This is a genomic window from Pseudomonas sp. PA1(2017), from assembly GCF_001945375.1.
Lineage (GTDB): Bacteria > Pseudomonadota > Gammaproteobacteria > Pseudomonadales > Pseudomonadaceae > Aquipseudomonas.
The window spans coordinates 158626-177363 of record NZ_MSXU01000003.1; the positions used below are offsets into that span (position 1 = coordinate 158626).

At 64.8% G+C, this 18738-nt stretch carries 17 protein-coding genes; 12 read left to right on the forward strand and 5 right to left on the reverse strand.

All coding sequences use genetic code 11. The features are described 5' to 3' along the window. Positions 1-61: 61 nt before the first annotated feature. From BVH01_RS05870 to BVH01_RS05885, 4 genes are all read right to left on the reverse strand, one after another. Entirely contained in the window at positions 62-1390 is a 1329-nt protein-coding gene (locus BVH01_RS05870; protein WP_075929433.1) for a dicarboxylate/amino acid:cation symporter, read from the reverse strand. Positions 1391-1669: 279 nt separating this feature from the next. After that, positions 1670-2980 carry an ATP-binding protein gene (locus BVH01_RS05875; protein WP_218189092.1) on the reverse strand — a complete coding sequence of 437 codons (1311 nt, stop codon included), beginning with the start codon at positions 2978-2980 and terminating at the stop codon, positions 1670-1672. A 56-nt stretch (positions 2981-3036) separates the two neighbouring features. Further along, positions 3037-3714, reverse strand: coding sequence for a response regulator (locus BVH01_RS05880; RefSeq protein WP_075929435.1), 678 nt, complete (start codon positions 3712-3714; stop codon positions 3037-3039). 71 nt (positions 3715-3785) lie between these two features. Then, on the reverse strand, positions 3786-4394 hold the full coding sequence (locus BVH01_RS05885) for an outer membrane protein (protein WP_075929436.1): 609 nt from the start codon (positions 4392-4394) through the stop codon (positions 3786-3788). Positions 4395-4686: 292 nt separating this feature from the next. On the opposite strand from BVH01_RS05885, the gene napE reads away from it, so the two are divergent. From napE to BVH01_RS05940, 11 genes are all read left to right on the forward strand, one after another. Further along, on the forward strand, positions 4687-4854 hold the full coding sequence (gene napE, locus BVH01_RS05890) for a periplasmic nitrate reductase, NapE protein (RefSeq protein WP_075929437.1): 168 nt from the start codon (positions 4687-4689) through the stop codon (positions 4852-4854). 26 nt (positions 4855-4880) lie between these two features. Then, a complete protein-coding gene (locus BVH01_RS05895; RefSeq protein WP_075929438.1) occupies positions 4881-5141 on the forward strand; it encodes a chaperone NapD in 261 nt (86 codons plus the stop codon). Further along, a complete protein-coding gene (gene napA, locus BVH01_RS05900) occupies positions 5138-7642 on the forward strand; it encodes a nitrate reductase catalytic subunit NapA (protein WP_075929439.1) in 2505 nt (834 codons plus the stop codon). Before BVH01_RS05895 ends, napA begins: the two co-directional genes overlap by 4 nt. A gap of 11 nt (positions 7643-7653) precedes the next feature. Beyond that, positions 7654-8139 carry a nitrate reductase cytochrome c-type subunit gene (locus BVH01_RS05905; protein WP_075929440.1) on the forward strand — a complete coding sequence of 162 codons (486 nt, stop codon included), beginning with the start codon at positions 7654-7656 and terminating at the stop codon, positions 8137-8139. 9 nt (positions 8140-8148) lie between these two features. Further along, on the forward strand, positions 8149-8745 hold the full coding sequence (locus tag BVH01_RS05910) for a cytochrome c3 family protein (RefSeq protein ID WP_075929441.1): 597 nt from the start codon (positions 8149-8151) through the stop codon (positions 8743-8745). Positions 8746-8766: 21 nt separating this feature from the next. After that, a complete protein-coding gene (locus BVH01_RS05915; protein ID WP_075929442.1) occupies positions 8767-9489 on the forward strand; it encodes a 4'-phosphopantetheinyl transferase in 723 nt (240 codons plus the stop codon). A gap of 202 nt (positions 9490-9691) precedes the next feature. Next, complete coding sequence (locus BVH01_RS05920; protein WP_075929443.1) at positions 9692-10981, forward strand: M18 family aminopeptidase; 1290 nt, start codon at positions 9692-9694, stop codon at positions 10979-10981. 7 nt (positions 10982-10988) lie between these two features. After that, entirely contained in the window at positions 10989-11576 is a 588-nt protein-coding gene (gene lpcA, locus BVH01_RS05925; RefSeq protein ID WP_075929444.1) for a D-sedoheptulose 7-phosphate isomerase, read from the forward strand. 111 nt (positions 11577-11687) lie between these two features. Next, positions 11688-13799, forward strand: coding sequence for a mechanosensitive ion channel family protein (locus tag BVH01_RS05930; protein WP_075929556.1), 2112 nt, complete (start codon positions 11688-11690; stop codon positions 13797-13799). 105 nt (positions 13800-13904) lie between these two features. Beyond that, positions 13905-14501 carry a LemA family protein gene (locus BVH01_RS05935; protein ID WP_075929445.1) on the forward strand — a complete coding sequence of 199 codons (597 nt, stop codon included), beginning with the start codon at positions 13905-13907 and terminating at the stop codon, positions 14499-14501. 16 nt (positions 14502-14517) lie between these two features. Then, positions 14518-16404, forward strand: coding sequence for a M48 family metallopeptidase (locus BVH01_RS05940; protein WP_075929446.1), 1887 nt, complete (start codon positions 14518-14520; stop codon positions 16402-16404). A gap of 70 nt (positions 16405-16474) precedes the next feature. On the opposite strand, the gene BVH01_RS05945 is transcribed toward BVH01_RS05940, so the two are convergent. Beyond that, positions 16475-17353 carry a CAP domain-containing protein gene (locus BVH01_RS05945; protein ID WP_075929447.1) on the reverse strand — a complete coding sequence of 293 codons (879 nt, stop codon included), beginning with the start codon at positions 17351-17353 and terminating at the stop codon, positions 16475-16477. 108 nt (positions 17354-17461) lie between these two features. Here BVH01_RS05945 and stpA point away from each other — a divergent pair, with 108 nt between their 5' ends. Continuing rightward, positions 17462-18730: a glucosylglycerol 3-phosphatase gene (gene stpA, locus BVH01_RS05950; RefSeq protein WP_075929448.1), complete on the forward strand. Its 1269-nt coding sequence runs from the start codon at positions 17462-17464 to the stop codon at positions 18728-18730. Positions 18731-18738 lie beyond the last annotated feature (8 nt).

An 18738-nucleotide genomic window follows, 5' to 3' on the forward strand; every position in this document is an offset into this window, starting at 1 on the left:
AAGCCCGCCACAAGGGCGGGCCAGGTGACCTTCCCTGCCGGGAAGGTCGACGACATTTCTATCAGGAAACCTTGCCAGCGTTATCGGCAGGCACGGCCACCACGTCCGGACGACCACCGGAGGCCAGCTCGCGCTGCAGGGTGTCTTCGTCCAGCTCTTTGCACCACTTGGCCACCACGATGGTGGCGACGCCGTTACCGACCAGGTTGGTCAGCGCGCGGGCTTCGGACATGAAACGGTCGATACCCAGGATCAGCGCCAGGCCGGCAACCGGCAGGTGGCCGACGGCAGACAGAGTGGCGGCCAGCACGATGAAGCCACTACCGGTCACGCCAGCAGCGCCCTTGGAGGCAACCAGCAGCACCAGCAGCAGGGTGATCTGGTGGGTGATGTCCATCGGGGTATCGGTGGCCTGGGCGATGAACACCGCGGCCATGGTCAGGTAGATCGAGGTACCGTCGAGGTTGAAGGAGTAACCGGTAGGGATCACCAGGCCGACGACCGACTTGTTGGCACCGAGTTTTTCCATCTTGGTCAGCATGCGTGGCAGGGCCGACTCGGACGACGAAGTACCCAGCACGATCATCAGCTCTTCGCGGATGTAGCGGATCAGACGCAGGACGCTGAAGCCGTGGGCACGGCAGATGCCGCCCAGCACGATGAGCACGAAGAAGAAGCAGGTGATGTAGAAGCACAGCATCAGCTGACCCAGCTGCACCAGCGAGCCGACACCGTACTGACCGATGGTGAAGGCCATGGCACCGAAGGCACCGATGGGCGCGACCTTCATGATCATGTTGATGATGCCGAACATGACATGGGCGATGCGGTCGATGAACTCGAGCACTGGGCGACCGAACTCACCCATGCGCTGCAGCGCGAAGGCGAAGATCACCGAGAAGAACAGTACCTGCAGGATGTCGCCGTTGGCGAAGGCACCGACCACGGTGGCCGGGATCACGTTGAGCAGGAAGCCGATGGTGGTCTGCGCTTCACCGGCCTGGGCGTAGGCGGCGATCTTGCTGGCATCCAGCGTGCTCGGGTCGACGTGCATGCCAACACCTGGCTGCACCACGTTGACCACGACCAGACCGATGATCAGGGCGATGGTGGACACGATCTCGAAATACAGCAGCGCGTAGCCGCCGGTCTTGCCGACTGCCTTCATGTCCTGCATGCCGGCGATGCCGCTGACGACGGTACAGAAGATGATGGGTGCGATGACCATCTTGATGAGCTTGACGAAGCCATCGCCGAGCGGTTTGAGGGCGACGCCTGTTTCTGGATAGAAATGGCCGAGCAGGATGCCCACGGTAATGGCGAACAGCACCTGGACGTAAAGCATTTTGTAGAACGGTTGACGGACAACTTCGTTCGTTGTGGCAGTCATGGTGAATCCTCATGGGTGCGGCTGACATCCAGCGACGTCCGCACCACCTTTCTTGTTTAGGCGCCAACCCTCCTGACCTGGAGGGATTTGTTAGTAGGACGCTAGCGCGACCTTGACGCAGCAAAAGCAAGCGCCATGCCATACAAGAAAAAACAGGATAAACCTTTGATATAGCTGGATTTTAAAAAGAACCGCAGGCGCATTTACGCCGCCAATGGCGGTTTTCCGCACGCGTCTCGTGTGGGCATGGCGGATTCCCACCAACGCATCTGAACGCGATCAGATGCGCACCCGGAAAGCCGCACCGCCCAGATCGGACTCTTCGAGAAAAAGCTCGCCTTCGTAGCTTTCGATGATGTCCTTGACCACCGCGGTACCGATGCCCTGCCCGGGGTGCTGGGCGTCCAGACGCTCGCCACGGCGCAGGATGCGCTCACGTTGATCCACCGGCACGCCCGGCCCGTCGTCCTCTACGCAAAGCTGACAGGTGCCACCTTCGATCCGGGCACTGATGCGCACCTGGCCCAGGCAAAGGCGGTAGGCGTTTTCCAGCAGGTTGCCGAGCAGCTCGAGCAGCGCGGCACGCTCCATGGGAATTTCCAGCCAGGCATCGAACTGGCGCTGCACGCTGACCTGTTTGTCGCGGTAGACCTTGTCGAGTGCCCCGCAGAGGTTGTCCACCACGCTGGCCAACGGCACCCGATGGCGCACCAGGCCGCTCTTGCGCAGGCTGGCGCGTTGCAGCTGATAGCCGATCTGCTGGCTCATGCGCTCGATCTGGCCTTGGAGTATCTGCGACTGCTCACGGTTCTCGGGCTTGGCGGCGATCACCTCCGCGGCGCCCTGCAGCACCGACAGCGGCGTCTTCAGGCTGTGCGCCAGGTCGTCCAGAGAGTGCCGGTAGCGCTCACGTTGCTGGCGTTCGCTGTCGAGCAGGCGGTTCAGCGAGCCGGTCAGGCGCAGCAGCTCGCGGGGGTGGTCATCGCTCAGTCGCTCGCGTGTGCCGCCCTCCACTTCGTCCAGTTCTTCACGCAGCCCGCGCAGGCTGCGAAAGCCCCAGGTCAGCCCGAACCACAACAACCCTAGAAGCAGCAACAGCGCGCCGCCGAGCCACAGGTAGAGCTGCTTGGTGAAATCGTTATAGAGCGCCAGGGTATCGCTGGCCGGCTGCATGGTGACGATGCTGAATGCCGCGCTCTGCCCGCGCAGCAGCTTGATCTCCACGTCATAGAGGTAGAACTCGCGGCCCTGGCGATCCGTGGTGCGCAGCAGTTCGTCGCCGCGCCCGTCATAACGCGGCAGGTAGGACACCGACATGTCACGGGTCGACGGGGACTGCCACACACGCTGCCCGTCGCGGTCGTAGATGAAGCCCAGCAACTGGGCGTCGGGCAGATCGAACTCCTCGTCGGGCAGCTTGCTGGGCATGCGCAACTTGCCATCGTCGGTGCGGGCGGCGGATATCAGGGCTCCGGCGTCGGCAGCCAGGCGTTTCTCCACGGATTTTTCCAGCGCGATCAGGAAGGCGCCCTGCAAAGCCGGCAACAGCGCCAGCATGAACAGTACGGCGATTACCGTGCTGCCGAGCATCAGGCGCAGGCGCAGGGAGGACACCCAATGTGTTTTCAACCGCGCCAAGCCTGACGTCACCGGCAGCGCTCGGTGAACAGATAGCCCTGGCCGCGTACCGTCTCGATCGGTTTGAAGCCGTTGCAGTTTTCCAGCTTGCGGCGCAGACGGCCGACCAGCACCTCGATCACGTTGGGGTCGCGTTCCTCGTCATCGGGGTATAGCTGCTCGATCAGCCGCTCCTTGGGCACCACCTGTTGATGGTGGCGCATCAGGTACTCGAGGATGCGGTACTCGTAGGCGGTCAACCCCATGCCCGCACCATCGATCAGCGCCTGCTTGCGGTTCATGTCGAGCAACAACGGGCCGGCCTCGATGGTCGACTGGATGAAGCCCGAGGAACGGCGCAGCAGCGCATTGAGGCGCGCTTCGAGTTCTTCGAACTGAAAGGGTTTGACCACGTAATCGTCGGCGCCGGAGGCCAGGCCCTCGACCTTGTCCTGCCAGTTACCACGGGCGGTGAGAATCAGGATGGGAAAGGTCTTGTCACGACTGCGCAGCTGGCGAATCAGATCCAGCCCGCTGATGCCCGGCAGACCGAGGTCGATCACTGCCAGGTCATGGTGGTATTCATCGACGCGATACAGCGCCTCCTCGGCATTGGCGACCGCGTCCACCACGTGGCCTTGTTCGCCGAGTCGGGTATAGAGATGGTGACGCAGCAGCGCCTCATCCTCCACGACCAGCAATTTCATCGTTGCATGCCCTCTTCATCAGGAGTGAAGCCGGGCCGCCCAAAGGGCGACCCGAGTCCTCGACAACAGATTTAGAACTTGTAGTTGACGCCCATGTACCACTGCCCGCTGCTATGCAGATCCAGGGAGCCGACCTTGCCCTCGCCGTGCGGGGCGAATTCGGTGCTGGCATTGGTGCGCAGGTAACGGTAGCCACCCTCGATGGAAGCGTTATCGTTGACTTCCTGCAGCAAGCCCGCCTGCAAGCCGGCAGCATACCCGACATTGGTGTCACGCGAGACACCGGGGCTGTTCTGCTCCAGCTTGACCAGACCCAGGGTGCCGCCACCGAACAGCTTGGTGCCGTTCTCGTTCAGTGGCAGAAAGGCGTCGTAGCTGCCGAGCAGATTCTGCTGACGCAGCTTGAGGCCGTCGTTGCTACCGGAGATGTACTCGTAGGTGGCGTAGTAACGGCCGGCATCGTTCTGCTGACCGGCGCGCACGCCCCAGGTGCTGGTGTTGTTGATCACGCCGTCGAAGTTCGGATCACCCAGGTTGGCATTCAACGCCGAGGACTTCTGGATGTTGTTGCTGGTTTGGCCCCAGGTGAAGCCGGCGAAGTTGTTGTCGGCATGGGCGGTGGACGCAGCGCCGACGACCAGGGAAGTTGCCAGAGCCAGTTTGGTCAGAGTCGCTTTCATGGAGATGCCTCTCGATTGGCAGTGGGTTGATGAAGAACTCGAGAATCATCCTGCCTTGGGTCGACTGAACCCCTCCTGAACCCTTGCTGAACCTCGCCTGAACGACCGACCAGCAGGCTTTTCGCCGCCTGCCACGGCGTAATGGCCCAGGCATTGACCAGGGTCAATACCCCACTGGCCAGTGCGACTAAGGTCGGGCTTAACGACCAGAGACCGTCAGATTGCCAACGCCAGAAGCGTGGCACCAATCCATGACGGCACATGCACACGCCTGACCGATGAAGACCTGCCCATGCCTAGCCCTTCCGAAGACACCGGGGGCAAACGCCGCGAACGCCGGCTGTTTCTATTCCTGGTGATATTCCTCTTCCCGCTGCTTTCCGTGGCCCTCGTCGGCACCTACGGCTTTGCCGTCTGGTTCCTGCAGATGCTCTTCGGCCCGCCCGGCCCACTCAACTGATTCACCTCGGCTTACAGGAGCCCGTCATGGACGCCCCCCTGCACATCGCCAGCTTCATCGTGCATGCCCGCCCCGAGCAGCTCGATGCGGTGCTCGCCAACCTGCGCCTGCTCGACGACCTGGACGTGCATCAGCACAGCCCGGAAGGCAAGGCCGTGGTGGTGATCGAAGCGGTCGACGAAAAACTCATCCTGCAGCGCATCGATCAGGTCAACGCGCTGCCCGGCGTGCTCAACGCCGCACTGATCTACCACGAATGCCTCACTTCGGAAGGAGCCGCTCGATGAGCATGACCCGCCGCGAATTCACCAAGGCCCAGGCTGCAGCCATCGCCGCAGCCGCCGCTGGCCTGCCGATCGCGTCCAGCGCCAGCAACCTGGTCGCCGATGCGGAGAACACCCGCCTGGAGTGGAACAAGGCGCCCTGCCGCTTCTGCGGCACTGGCTGCAGCGTGATGGTCGCCACCCGCGACAACCGCGTGGTGGCCACCCACGGCGACATCAAGGCCGAGGTCAACCGCGGCCTGAACTGCGTCAAGGGCTACTTCCTGTCGAAGATCATGTACGGCGTCGATCGTCTGACCACACCACTGCTGCGCATGAAGAACGGCGTCTATGACAAGCAGGGCGAATTCCAGCCGATCAGCTGGGAGCAGGCCTTCGACATCATGGAGGAGAAATTCAAGGCCGCCCTGCGCGAGCACGGCCCTCAGGCGGTCGGCATGTTCGGTTCCGGACAGTGGACGATCTGGGAAGGCTACGCCGCCAACAAGCTGATGAAGGCCGGCTTTCGCAGCAACAACATCGACCCCAACGCGCGCCACTGCATGGCCTCGGCGGTGATGGGTTTCATGCGCACCTTCGGCATGGACGAGCCGATGGGCTGCTACGACGACATCGAAGCCACGGACAGCTTCGTGCTATGGGGCTCGAACATGGCCGAGATGCACCCGGTGCTGTGGAGCCGGGTCACCGACCGGCGCCTGAGCCAGCCCGGCGTCAAGGTGGCGGTGCTGTCGACCTTCGAACACCGCAGCTTCGACCTGGCCGACATCCCCATGGTGTTCAAGCCGCAAACCGACCTGCTGATCCTCAACTACATCGCCAACCACATTATCCAGAGCGGCGCGGTGAACCAGGATTTCGTCAAGCGCCACACCCGCTTCGCCCTCGGCGCCGACGACATCGGCTATGGCTTGCGCCCGGACAACCCGCTGGAGGTGAAGGCCAAGAACGCGAAGAACGCCAACACCTGGAGCGACATGTCGTTCGAGCAGTTCGCCGCCTTCGTCAAACCCTACACCCTGGAGCGCGCCGCCAGAGAATCGGGCGTGCCGGCCGAACGTCTCAAGGCGCTGGCCGAGCTGTACGCCGATCCGAAGCGCAAGGTGGTGTCGTTCTGGACCATGGGCTTCAACCAGCACACCCGAGGCGTGTGGGCCAACAACCTGATCTACAACATCCATTTGCTGACCGGCAAGATCAGCGAGCCGGGCAACAGCCCCTTCTCGCTGACCGGCCAGCCCTCGGCGTGCGGCACCGCCCGCGAAGTGGGCACCTTCTCCCACCGCCTGCCGGCGGATCTCGTGGTCACCAACCCGAAACACCGCGCCACCGCCGAGAAGACCTGGAAGCTGCCCGCCGGCACCATCCAGGAAAAGCCCGGTTTCCACGCCGTGGAGCAGAGCCGCATGCTCAAGGACGGCGTGCTCAAGGTGTACTGGACCCAGGTCAGCAACAACATGCAGGCCGGCCCGAACATCATGCAGGAGGTGCTGCCCGGCTGGCGCAAGCCGGACAACTTCGTGATCGTCTCCGACGTCTACCCGACCACCTCGGCCCAGGCCGCCGACCTGATTCTGCCCAGCGCCATGTGGGTCGAGAAGGAAGGCGCCTACGGCAATGCCGAGCGTCGCACGCAGTTCTGGCACCAGCTGGTCGGCGCACCGGGCGAGGCCAAATCCGACCTGTGGCAACTGGTGGAATTCTCCAAGCGCTTCACCACCGATGAAGTCTGGCCGGCCGAGCTTTTGGCCCAGACGCCGCAGCTCAAGGGCAAGACGCTCTATGAGGTGCTCTACCGGAACGGCCAGGTCGACGCCTTCCCGGCCGAACAGCTGGAAAAGGGCTTTCGCAACGACGAAGCGCAGGCCTTCGGCTTCTACCTGCAGAAGGGCCTGTTCGAGGAATACGCCCAGTTCGGCCGTGGCCATGGCCACGACCTGGCGCCGTTCGACCGCTACCACAGCGAACGCGGCCTGCGCTGGCCGGTGGTCGAGGGTTCGGAAACCCGCTGGCGTTATCGCGAGGGCCACGACCCTTATGTGGCCAAGGGCAGCGACGTGCAGTTCTACGGCTACCCCGACAACCGCGCGATCATCTTCGCCCTGCCCTACGAGCCGCCAGCCGAGGCGCCGGACGACGACTACCCGTTCTGGCTCAGCACCGGCCGCGTGCTCGAGCATTGGCACACCGGCAGCATGACCCAACGCGTCGACGAGCTGCACCGCGCCGTGCCCGATGCCCTGGTGTACATGCACCCCGACGATGCCAAGGCCATGAAGGCCCGGCGCGGCAGCGAGGTGAAGGTAATCAGCCGGCGTGGCGAGATCCGCGCGCGCATCGAGACCCGCGGGCGCAACAAGCCGCCACGCGGTCTGGTGTTCGTGCCGTTCTTCGACGCCAACAAGCTGATCAACAAGGTCACCCTCGACGCCACCGACCCGATCTCCAAGCAGACCGACTACAAGAAGTGCGCGGTGAAGATCCAACTGATCAGCGCGGCATGAGGAGCACAGCCATGAAACTGCGTTATCTGCCATTGCTGCTGCTCGCCGTGTTCGGCGTGGCAGTGGCCGCCGACCTCGGCTACCCACTGGACGCCCCGGCACCGGACGGGCGCCGCCCAGGCGGCACCCTGACCCAGGAATTCCCGGCGCCGCGCATCGCGCCCGAGGAAAACAAGGACATCCGCCGCGAGCGCAACTACCCCGAACAGCCGCCGACCATCCCGCACACCATCGTCGGCTACCAGGTGGACCGTTTCGGCAACCGCTGCATGGCCTGCCACAGCCGCGCCAACAGCGCGCGCAGCCAGGCGCCGATGATCAGCATCACCCATTACATGGACCGCGAAGGCCAGGCCCTGGCAGCGATGTCGCCGCGCCGCTATTTCTGCACCCAGTGCCACGTCACCCAGGCCGAGGTGAAGCCGCTGGTGGAGAACGGTTTCAGGAACATCGACCAGATTCTGCAGGATGAACGCAAACCTGCCGGGCACCCCTGAGGAGGCACCATGAAATCGCTGCTCGCCCTGCTCGGCACTTACTGGAAGGTCCTGCGCCGTCCCAGCGTGCACTACAGCCTGGGCTTCCTGACCCTGGGCGGCTTCATCGCCGGGATCATCTTCTGGGGAGGTTTCAACACCGCGCTGGAGGCCACCAACACCGAGCAATTCTGCATTTCCTGCCATGAAATGCGCGACAACGTGTTCGTCGAGCTGCAGGACACCATCCACTACAACAACCGCTCCGGAGTGCGTGCCACCTGCCCGGATTGCCACGTGCCGCACCAGTGGACGGACAAGATCGCGCGCAAGATGCAGGCCTCCAAGGAGGTATGGGGCAAGATCTTCGGCACCATCAACACCCGCGAGAAATTCCTCGAGAAACGCCGCGAGCTGGCCGAACACGAGTGGGCACGCCTCAAGGCCAACGACTCGCTGGAGTGCCGCAACTGCCACAACTTCGATTTCATGGATTTCACCCGCCAGAGCAAGCGCGCCGCGCAGATGCACTCCACGGCGCTGGCCAACGGCGAAGCCACCTGCATCGACTGCCACAAGGGTATCGCCCACAAGCTGCCGGACATGCACGGCGTGCCCGGCTGGTAAGCGGCGGGCCGGCGCGGCAGAATGCCGGCCATGAGCAAAGCCCCTCTGCCCCGCTGCTGCAGCCCCCTCGCCGATCACTGGCCGTTCACGCGGCCACTGGCCGGCGCGCAGTTGATCAGCACCCATTTCGACCCAACCCGACTCGACGAAGGCGACTACCTGGCCGCAGGCGTACCGCCGGTGCGCGGCGTCGCCAAACGCCAGGCCGAGCACCTGGCCGGGCGTCTGTGCGCACGCGAAGCGCTGTATCGGGTCACCGGCGTGGCCAGCGTACCGGCGGTCGGTGAGGACCGGGCGCCGCAATGGCCGGCGCAGGTCAGCGGGTCGATCACCCATGGCCAGGGCTGGGCCGCCGCCATCGTCGCGCCCGCCCGGGATTGGCGAGGGCTGGGCCTGGACGTCGAGCGGCTGCTGTCCAGCGAGCGCGCCGAGCGGCTGGTCGGCGAGATTCTCACCGCCGATGAGCTGGCACGCATCGCCGAACTATGCCCAGAGCAGCGCGCCTGGTGGATCAGCCTGACCTTCTCGCTCAAGGAAAGCCTGTTCAAGGCGCTCTACCCGCTGGTGCTCACGCGCTTCTATTTCCAGGATGCGGAACTGCTCGACCTAGACGCCGAACAAGGCAGCGCGCGCCTGCGCCTGTTGATCGACCTGAGCGAAGAGTGGCAAGCCAAAACCGAACTGGCCGGCATGTATGCCGAGCTAGACAATCAGGTACTCAGCCTGGTGGCCATCAAGGCCTGAACGAGCACTTGCTCTTGTAGCCTGCGGTTGAGCGCAGCGATACCCAGGGCCAACTCGAATACACCGCCGTTTTCAAGACCGCCCCGGGTATCGCTTCGCTCAACACCGGGCTACCTGAACTGATCCCTGCATACGCGAGGAAACGCCAACAGCGCCGCGGGCAAATCCGATAAACTCGGCACATTGCCGTCCGGAGTGCCCCATGCGCGAAGAATTGAATCAAGGCCTGCTCGACTTTCTCAACGCCTCCCCTACACCCTTTCATGCCACCAGCAGCCTGGCCATGCGCCTCGAAGCCGCTGGTTACCGCCAGCTCGACGAGCGCGCGCCCTGGTACACCGAAGCCGGTGGCCGCTATTACGTGACCCGCAACGATTCCTCGATCATCGCCTTCCAGCTCGGCACGCGCTCGCCCGTCGAAGGCGGCGTGCGCCTGGTCGGCGCCCATACCGACAGCCCCTGCCTGCGCGTCAAGCCCAACCCGGAGCTGGAGCGTCAGGGTTACTTCCAGCTCGGCGTCGAGGTTTACGGCGGCGCGCTGCTGGCCCCCTGGTTCGACCGCGACCTGTCGCTGGCCGGCCGCGTCACCTACCGCCGCGACGGCAAGGTGGAAAGCGCGCTGATCGACTTCTACCAGCCGATTGCCGTGATCCCCAGCCTGGCCATCCACCTCAACCGCGAGGCCAATCAGGGCTGGGCGATCAACGCGCAGAACGAATTGCCGCCGATCCTCGCCCAACTGGCCGGTGCCGAGGGTGCCGACTTCCGTGCCCTGCTCAGCGAGCAGTTGGCCATGGAGCACGATTTCAACGCCGATGCGGTGCTCGATTACGAGCTGAGCTTCTACGACACCCAGAGCGCTGCGGTGGTGGGCCTGAATCAGGACTTCATCGCCAGTGCGCGCCTGGACAACCTGCTGTCCTGCTATGCCGGCCTGCAGGCGCTGCTCGACGCCGGTGAAGATGAAACCTGCGTACTGGTGTGTACCGACCATGAAGAAGTCGGTTCCAGCTCGGCGTGCGGCGCCGATGGCCCGATGCTCGAGCAGGTGCTGCGCCGCGTATTGCCCCAGGGCGATGATTTCGTGCGCACCATCCAGCGTTCCCTGCTGGTCTCGGCGGACAACGCCCACGGCGTGCATCCCAACTACGAAGCCAAGCACGACGGCAATCACGGGCCCAAGCTCAACGCCGGCCCGGTGATCAAGATCAACAGCAACCAGCGCTACGCCACCAACAGCGAAACCGCCGGTTTCTTCCGCCACCTGTGCCTGGAAAACGAAGTGCCGGTACAGAGCTTCGTGACCCGCAGCGACATGGGTTGCGGCTCGACCATCGGTCCGATCACCGCCAGCCAGCTGGGCGTGCGTACCGTCGATATCGGCCTGCCGACCTTCGCCATGCACTCGATTCGCGAGCTGGCCGGCAGCCAGGATCTGGCGCACCTGGTGAAAGTGCTGGGCGCCTTTTACAACAGCCATGACCTGCCCTGAGGCGACCATGATCGAACATATCCGCAACAGCCTGATCGAAGCCCAGCGCGCCCTCGACGCCTTCATCGGCAACGAGCAGACGCTGGCCAATATCGAGCACGCCGCCAACCTTCTGGTGAGCAGCTTCGAGGCCAAGGGCAAGGTGTTTTCCTGCGGCAACGGCGGCTCGATGTGCGACGCCATGCATTTCGCCGAAGAACTCACCGGCCGTTACCGCAAGAACCGCCCGGGCATCGCGGCGGTCTCGATCAGCGACGCCAGCCACATCAGCTGCGTAGCCAACGACTTCGGCTACGACCACATCTTCTCGCGCTACGTTGAATCCCACGGCCGCGAAGGCGATGTGCTGCTGGCCATCAGCACCAGCGGCAAGAGCCCCAACGTGGTCAAGGCCGCCGAGGCAGCGAAGGCCCTCGGCATCAAGGTCATCGCCCTGACCGGCAAGCCAGGCTCGCTGCTGGAAAGTCTGGCCGACGTGTGCATCTGCGCGCCGGGCGGCGATTTCGCCGATCGCACCCAGGAGCTGCACATCAAGGTCATCCACATCCTCATCGAACTGGTCGAGCGTCGTCTCAGCCCGGAAAACTACGCCTGAGCCCAGGGCGGCGTCAGCCGACGCCGCCCGACACTCACCCGCGTGTTGGAGAATTCGCGCGTGATCCGCCTCAACGCCCTGCTGCGCCGCCTGCTGTTGCTCACCCTGGTCATGTTCACCTGCGCGTCTGCCGAGGCGGCGGGCATCCCGACCCTGTTTGGCGGCACTGGCGAAGCCAGCACCCAGCCCCAGGCGGATCAACCGCTGGATCGCTCCCTCGATGAAGTGATCCAGTCGCTGGAGAACGACAAGCAACGCGCGCAGTTGCTCAACGACCTGAAGACCCTGCGCGACACCACCCAGAAAGCCCAGACCGAGAGCCGCGACGGCGTGCTGGGGCTGATCGGCAATACCCTGAGCGGTATCGAAAGCCAGTTCTCCGGCGAGCACAGCCCGCTGGCGCGCTGGCAGCTGGAGCTGTCACGCAGCCGCAGCGAACTGGCGGCGCTGTTGCCCGAGGCCGGCGAGCGGTTTGCGCTGGTCAGCAACTTCGCGCTGATCATCGGTATCTGGAGCCTGCTGGCCTTCGGGCTGCGGGCGCTCAGCCACCAGGTTCGCCTGCGCTTCGGCCTCGCCGAGGACCTGCCACAGAACCCACGCCCCACCGACCTGCTGCGCTTCGCCCTGCGCAAGCTCGGCCCCTGGTTCGCTGCCCTGCTGATCACCGGCTACCTGAGCTACGTGCTGCCCGCCTCCCTGGGCCGCGACCTGGCGATGGTGCTGGCCTACGCACTGGTGGTGGGCACCTGCTTCTCCGCCATCTGCGTGATCGCCTTTTCGCTGCTCGACGGCCCGCACCGGCGCACCGCGCTGAACATCCTGCGCCGCCGCGCCTTTCGCCCGCTGTGGCTGATCGGCAGCTTCGCTGCCTTTGGCGAGGCGCTCAACGATCCGCGTCTGGTCGCCAGCCTCGGCGCCAACCTGGCGCACACCACTGCCACCCTGACCAACGTGCTGGCGGCGTTGTGCACCGGCCTGTTCATCCTGCGCTTCCGTCGTCCGATCGCCCACCTGATCCGCAACCAACCCCTGGCACGGCGTCTGCGCCAGCGCGGCATCAGCGAGACCGTGGAGCTGCTCGGCAGCTTCTGGTACCTGCCGGCCCTGGCCCTGGTGGCGATTTCCCTGTCGGCGACCTTCGTGTCGGCCGGCGACACCAGCACCGCCTTCCGTCAGTCGCTGGTCTGCACCGTGCTGCTGGTCACCTGCATGGTCGTCAACGGGCTGATCAGGCGGCGTCTGTTCAGGAGCCGTTCGCGGCATCGCCGGCATGCCGCGTATTTCGAGCGCTTCCAGAACTTCTTCCACACCATGCTGAGCCTGGCCGTGTGGCTGCTGTTCATCGAGCTGGGCCTGCGTGTGTGGGGGCTGTCGCTGATCCGCTTCGCCGAGGGCGACGGGCACGAGATCAGCCTCAAGCTGGTCGGCCTGGGCGCGACCCTGGCCTGCGGCTGGCTGGTGTGGATTCTCGCCGACACCGCGGTGCATCACGCCCTCACCCGCTCGCGCAAGGGCCAGACCAACGCCCGCGCGCAGACCATGATGCCGCTGATCCGCAACGTGCTGTTCGTCAGCATTTTCATCATCGCGGCCATCGTCGCCCTGGCCAACATGGGCATGAACGTCACCCCGCTGCTGGCTGGCGCCGGGGTAATCGGCCTGGCCATCGGTTTTGGCGCGCAATCGCTGGTGGCGGACCTGATCACCGGCCTGTTCATCATCATCGAGGACTCCCTGGCCATCGACGACTACGTCGACGTCGGCGGCCACCTCGGCACCGTCGAAGGCCTGACCATCCGCACCGTGCGCCTGCGCGATATCGACGGCATAGTGCACACCATCCCGTTCAGCGAGATCAAGAGCATCAAGAACTACTCGCGCGAGTTCGGCTACGCCATCTTTCGCGTCGCCGTGCCCCACGACATGAACATCGACGATGCCATCAAGCTGTTGCGCGAGGTGGCCACCGAGCTGCGCAACGACGTGCTGATGCGCCGCAACATCTGGTCGCCCCTGGAGATCCAGGGCGTGGAAAGCTTCGATTCCGGCAACGCGGTGCTGCGTGCCCGCTTCAAGACCGCGCCGATCCGCCAGTGGGAGGTGTCGCGCGCCTTCAACCTGGCGCTCAAGCGCCACCTGGACGAATCCGGCCTGAGCCTGGCGACGCCGCGCCTGACCATCCAGATGATGGCGCTCAGCCCGAACAAGGCGGACGAGCAGTAACCGGAACCACCGCACATCCGCGCGGACTGCCCAGTCATGGTGCGCCCGGCGACCTGCACTTTCCGCTACCATGCGGCGACGTTCACCAACCGATAGGGACATCTCATGGATATCTCCACCCTTATCATCATCGCCGTACTGGTCGTGGTGGTTTTCTACGTGATCAGCGTCTACAACCGCCTGGTCAGCCTGCGCAACCGCTACCAGAACGGCTTCGCGCAGATCGAGGTGCAACTCAAGCGCCGCTATGACCTGATCCCCAACCTGGTGGAAACCGCCAAGGCCTACCTCGCCCACGAACGCGAAACCCTCGAGGCCGTGGTGGCCGCGCGCAATGGTGCGGTCGAGGGCCTCAAGCAGGCCTCGCAGAATCCGGGCGATGCCCAGAGCATGAACCTCCTGGCCAACGCCGAGGGCGTGCTGAAGAATGCCATGGGCCGCCTCAACGTGACCGTCGAGGCCTACCCGGACCTCAAGGCCTCGCAGAACATGCAGCAGCTCAGCGAAGAACTCTCCAGCACCGAGAACAAGGTGGCCTTCGCCCGCCAGGCCTACAACGATGCGGTCACCGCCTACAACGCCTACCGCCAGAGCTTCCCGCCGGTAGTGCTGGCGGGCGCCTTCGGCCACGGTAGCGATGCGGCCCTGCTGGAATTCGCCGACAGCGCGGCGATTCAGGACGCGCCCAAAGTCGCCTTCTGAGCACCGGGGCTATCGGATGGATTTCTTCGAACAACAGGACCGTGCCCGACGCAACAGCTCGCGCCTGGTGATACTGCTGGTATTGGCGGTGATAACCCTGGTGGTCAGCACTACGCTGGTGATCGCCGTCGCCTGGCAGGTCTACCAATACGGCAACTACAGCCTCGAGGCGCTGAGCAAGGAGTTGCTGCTCAGCGTGGCCGCGGTGGTCGTCGGCGTGGTGATCCTCGGCTGGGCGTTCAAGACCTCGCAACTGCGTGCAGGCGGCAAGGTGGTCGCCGAGCGCCTTGGCGGGCGCCTGCTCAACCTCAAGCCCGAGGGCCTGCACGAGCAGCGGGTGCTCAACGTGGTCGAGGAAATGGCGCTGGCCGCCGGCGTACCGGTACCGCCCGTGTACCTGCTCGAAGAACCGGGCATCAACGCCTTTGCCGCCGGGCTGCGACCGGAGAACGCGGTGATCGGCGTGACCCGAGGCGCCATCGAGCGGCTCAACCGTGAGGAGCTGCAGGGCGTGATCGCCCATGAATTCAGCCATATCCTGCATGGCGACATGCGCCTCAATACCCGCCTGGTGGCGGTGCTGCACGGCATCCTGCTGCTCGGCCTGATCGGCGAGCTGCTGATGCGCGGTGTGGGCCACAGCGGCCCGGCGCGCTCGTCCAGCCGTTCGGACGACAAAGGCCGTGGCAACGCCGTCGCGCTGGTCATGGTGGTCGGCCTGGCGCTGCTGGTGATCGGCTACGCCGGCACCTTTTTCGGCAACCTGATCAAGGCTGCCGTCAGCCGCCAGCGCGAGTTTCTCGCCGACGCCTCGGCCGTGCAGTACACCCGCAACCCCAACGGCATCGCCGGCGCGCTGAAGAAGCTCGGCCGCGGTTCACGCCTGGAAGCCAGCCACGCCGCCGAGTACAGCCATATGTACTTCGGCCAGGGCCTGGCGCTGAGCCGGATGATGGCCACCCACCCGCCGCTGGAGGAGCGCATCCGCCGCATCGATCCGAACTGGAAAGGCGTGGTGCTCGGCGACGAGGTGTTCGAAGCGTCGACGCAGCCCGTCGCGCCGCAACAGGCGGCGACCGCAGGCTTCAGCGCTGCCGCGGCGAGCGCCGCCATCGCCAGCATCGGCGAGCCACAACCGCTGCATCTCGAAGAGGCACGCGAGAGCCTGGCGCAGATCGACGAGCGCCTGCGCGACGCCGCCCACGATCCACACGGCGCCCTGACGATTCTCTACGGCCTGCTGCTGGGCCCTGATGACGCTGCCCGCCAGCAGCGCATGGCCTGGATGCAGGCCAACCTGCCACCTCTACTGGCCGACCGCCTGCTGGAGTTGGCCGAGCCGCTGCAACGGTTGCCCGCCGGGCGTCGCCTGCCGCTGCTGGAGCTGGCCATCCCCGCACTCAAGCAACTCGAACCCCAGGATTTCGTCAGCCTCAAGCGCGATATCGGCACCCTGCTGATCAGCACCGGGCAACTGGGCTTGATGGAATGGGCGCTGCTGCGCATCGTCGAACGCAACCTGGGCATGCAACGCCCCGTGCAAGGCCGTCTGCCGCTGGCCGCGCTGGGCAATGAAAGCTGCGTGCTGCTGGCCGCCCTGGCACGGGCCGGCAATGCCGGCGAGCAGGCGGCCAGCGAAGCGTTCCAGGCCGCCTGGAGCACCCTGCCGTTCACCGCCCGGGTATTTGCCGAGCAGCGCCGCGCGGGAGTCAGCGAACTGAACGATGCGCTCAACCGCCTCAACCAGATGCGCCCGCTGCAGAAGCCGCAATTACTCAAGGCCATGGCCCGCTGTATCGAGCATGACGGACGCATCAGCGCGGGCGAGGCGGAATTGATGCGTGCCGTCGCCGACACTCTGGATTGCCCTATGCCGCCGCTGTTGAGTGATCGTCAGGTCTGACGCCCAATAACAACAGGCCGTTGTTGGCGCAGCCTCTGCCTCTGCGGGAGCTGCGAACCAGCAAATCCGCCTAAAGCCCCGAGCGTCCCGCCGTGCCGAATACCTGCGTCCAATAGATGGTTGCCTGGCTCTGCGGGTTGCTGGCGTAGGCCGCGCCCATTTCATGGAAGTCCGGGTTCATCAGGTTGTAGCAGTGCGAAGGGCTGGCCAGCCAGCCTTCGACCACCTGCTGGGCGCGGCCCTGGCCGGCGGCAATGTTCTCGCCGATCACCGTCCAGGTATAGCCGGCCGCCGTGGCCCGGGCGCCGACCAGGCTACGGTCGCTGCCCTGGTGGCTGAACAGGCTGTTCATCGCCATGTCGCGGCTGTGAGCCAGGGCGGCCTGGCCCAGCGCGTCGTTCCAGCTCAGCGGTTCGGCCGCATCGAATGGCTGGTCGCCACATTGGCGAGCCGTGCCGCGAGCCTGGTTGACCGCCTCGAGAATCGCCTTGCCCTCTTCCTGCCAATCGCCCAGACGCGCTGGCAACAGCGCCCGGCCGAGCACCACCTGCCAGCTGTTGCCCTCGTGCAGCACGCCGATGTCGGCGAATTGCGCATCCTGCAATTGCTTGCAATACGACTGCTGCAGCATGGCCATGGCCGCTTCCGGGGTGTCCGGGCCGGTGACGCGGATCAGTTGCACGGCCGCAGCCTGATAGCCAGCCTGTTGCAACGCCTGCTGAAGTTGATCGGAAGAATTGACCTTCTGCCCAGCCAGGCGTCGATCAGGCGCCAGTGGGCCGGCCGCCGGGCTGGCTTGCCCGCCACAGCCCTGCCCGGCCTCGCGGTAGCTGTTGATCAGCTTGGCCAGTTGCGCGGCTTCATCGCCCCTCGCAGTACCTGCGGCACTCGCGCAAAGCAGCAGCGCTGCCGTAACGATCTGCCGAACCCGCTTGGGTGAATCACTCATCCGTGCTTCCTCTCAAATCCGCTCTGCCAATCTGATGATGGACAACCGCTATGGCCAAATGCTTCAGTGAATCGCCCCATCAGGTGAAACCGCGTTAGACTCGGGCCCATGATTGTGACCGAAACCGCGTATTCGCTCGACCCCACTTCTCTGCTCGATAGCCTCGCTGGCACCGATGACCTGCTGATCATCCAGGATCTGGATGGCGTGTGCATGGCCCTGGTGCGCGACCCCTTAACCCGTACGCTGGATCCTGCCTACCTGCAGGCGGCCCGCGAGCTGGATGGTCACTTCCAGGTGCTGACCAACGGCGAGCACATCGGCAACCGTGGTGTGAACGGCCTGGTCGAATGTGCCATGGGGAGCGCGCGGCACTGCCAGGAGCAGGGCCTGTACCTGCCAGGGCTGGCCGCCGGCGGTGTGCAGTTGCAGGATCGCCACGGACGCATCGCCCATCCAGGCGTCAGCACCGAGGAGCTGGCGTTTCTCGACGCAGCGCCTGCATGGCTGAACGAATCGCTGAAAGAACTGCTGCGGCAGGCGCCCTACCACCTGGCGGATCGCGATATCGAGCGACTACTGGCCAGCAGCGTGCTCGACAACCCGGTGTCGCCCACGCTCAATCTCAACGCCTTCCATCATCACTGGCATGACCACCCGGCGCTGTATGCGCGTATCCAGATCGACGGCGCCGGGCTCCTTGGGCAATTACTCGACAGGGCCGCTGCGCAGGGCCTGGCGCAATCGTTCTTCGTCCATTACGCCCCCAATCTCGGTCGTGATGCAGAGGGCCACGAGCGCCTGCGCCCGGCGCAAGGCACCGCGGCGGGTACCACCGATCTGCAACTGATGCTACGCGGCGCCGTCAAGGAAGCCGGTGTGCTGGTGATCCTCAACCGTTACTACGGGCAGCGTACCGGCACGTTCCCCTTGGGCGAGGACTTCAACGTGCGCCAGGCACCAGCCAGCCTCGACGCGTTGCTGCAGTTGGCCGTCGAGCGCTTCGATCCGCGCGGCATGCCGCGCTTGGTCGGCGTTGGTGATACCCTGACCAGCTCGCCCGCCACAACCGATGCTGGCGATAGCACCTGGCTGCGCGGCGGCAGCGACCGCGGCTTTCTCACCCTGGTGCAAGAACTGGGCAAGGCGTTCGCACAGGACAACCGCGTGCTCTACGTCGACAGCAGCCAGGGTGAGGTGCAGCGCCCCGGCGTGAATGCCGCGTACCTGCGCGATCACCCTCGGGATCCCTGGCCGGCGCTCGACGGCATCACCGATGCCAGAGATCCGTTGCGCCTGAATACTATCTTCGCCGGCGGGCCGCGCCAGTACCTGGCCTTCTTCCGCGAGCTGGCCAAGGCTCGCCAACGAGGCTGATTCACCGA

Excerpts from the sequence above, each read along its gene's own strand:
- BVH01_RS05870 (WP_075929433.1), bottom strand. The coding sequence starts at position 1,390 with ATGACTGCCACAACGAACGAAGTTGTCCGTCAACCGTTCTACAAAATG.
- BVH01_RS05875 (WP_218189092.1), bottom strand. The coding sequence starts at position 2,980 with ATGCTCGGCAGCACGGTAATCGCCGTACTGTTCATGCTGGCGCTGTTG.
- BVH01_RS05880 (WP_075929435.1), bottom strand. The coding sequence starts at position 3,714 with ATGAAATTGCTGGTCGTGGAGGATGAGGCGCTGCTGCGTCACCATCTC.
- BVH01_RS05885 (WP_075929436.1), bottom strand. The coding sequence starts at position 4,394 with ATGAAAGCGACTCTGACCAAACTGGCTCTGGCAACTTCCCTGGTCGTC.
- napE (WP_075929437.1), top strand. The coding sequence starts at position 4,687 with ATGCCTAGCCCTTCCGAAGACACCGGGGGCAAACGCCGCGAACGCCGG.
- BVH01_RS05895 (WP_075929438.1), top strand. The coding sequence starts at position 4,881 with ATGGACGCCCCCCTGCACATCGCCAGCTTCATCGTGCATGCCCGCCCC.
- napA (WP_075929439.1), top strand. The coding sequence starts at position 5,138 with ATGAGCATGACCCGCCGCGAATTCACCAAGGCCCAGGCTGCAGCCATC.
- BVH01_RS05905 (WP_075929440.1), top strand. The coding sequence starts at position 7,654 with ATGAAACTGCGTTATCTGCCATTGCTGCTGCTCGCCGTGTTCGGCGTG.
- BVH01_RS05910 (WP_075929441.1), top strand. The coding sequence starts at position 8,149 with ATGAAATCGCTGCTCGCCCTGCTCGGCACTTACTGGAAGGTCCTGCGC.
- BVH01_RS05915 (WP_075929442.1), top strand. The coding sequence starts at position 8,767 with ATGCCGGCCATGAGCAAAGCCCCTCTGCCCCGCTGCTGCAGCCCCCTC.
- BVH01_RS05920 (WP_075929443.1), top strand. The coding sequence starts at position 9,692 with ATGCGCGAAGAATTGAATCAAGGCCTGCTCGACTTTCTCAACGCCTCC.
- lpcA (WP_075929444.1), top strand. The coding sequence starts at position 10,989 with ATGATCGAACATATCCGCAACAGCCTGATCGAAGCCCAGCGCGCCCTC.
- BVH01_RS05930 (WP_075929556.1), top strand. The coding sequence starts at position 11,688 with ATGTTCACCTGCGCGTCTGCCGAGGCGGCGGGCATCCCGACCCTGTTT.
- BVH01_RS05935 (WP_075929445.1), top strand. The coding sequence starts at position 13,905 with ATGGATATCTCCACCCTTATCATCATCGCCGTACTGGTCGTGGTGGTT.
- BVH01_RS05940 (WP_075929446.1), top strand. The coding sequence starts at position 14,518 with ATGGATTTCTTCGAACAACAGGACCGTGCCCGACGCAACAGCTCGCGC.
- BVH01_RS05945 (WP_075929447.1), bottom strand. The coding sequence starts at position 17,353 with ATGAGTGATTCACCCAAGCGGGTTCGGCAGATCGTTACGGCAGCGCTG.
- stpA (WP_075929448.1), top strand. The coding sequence starts at position 17,462 with ATGATTGTGACCGAAACCGCGTATTCGCTCGACCCCACTTCTCTGCTC.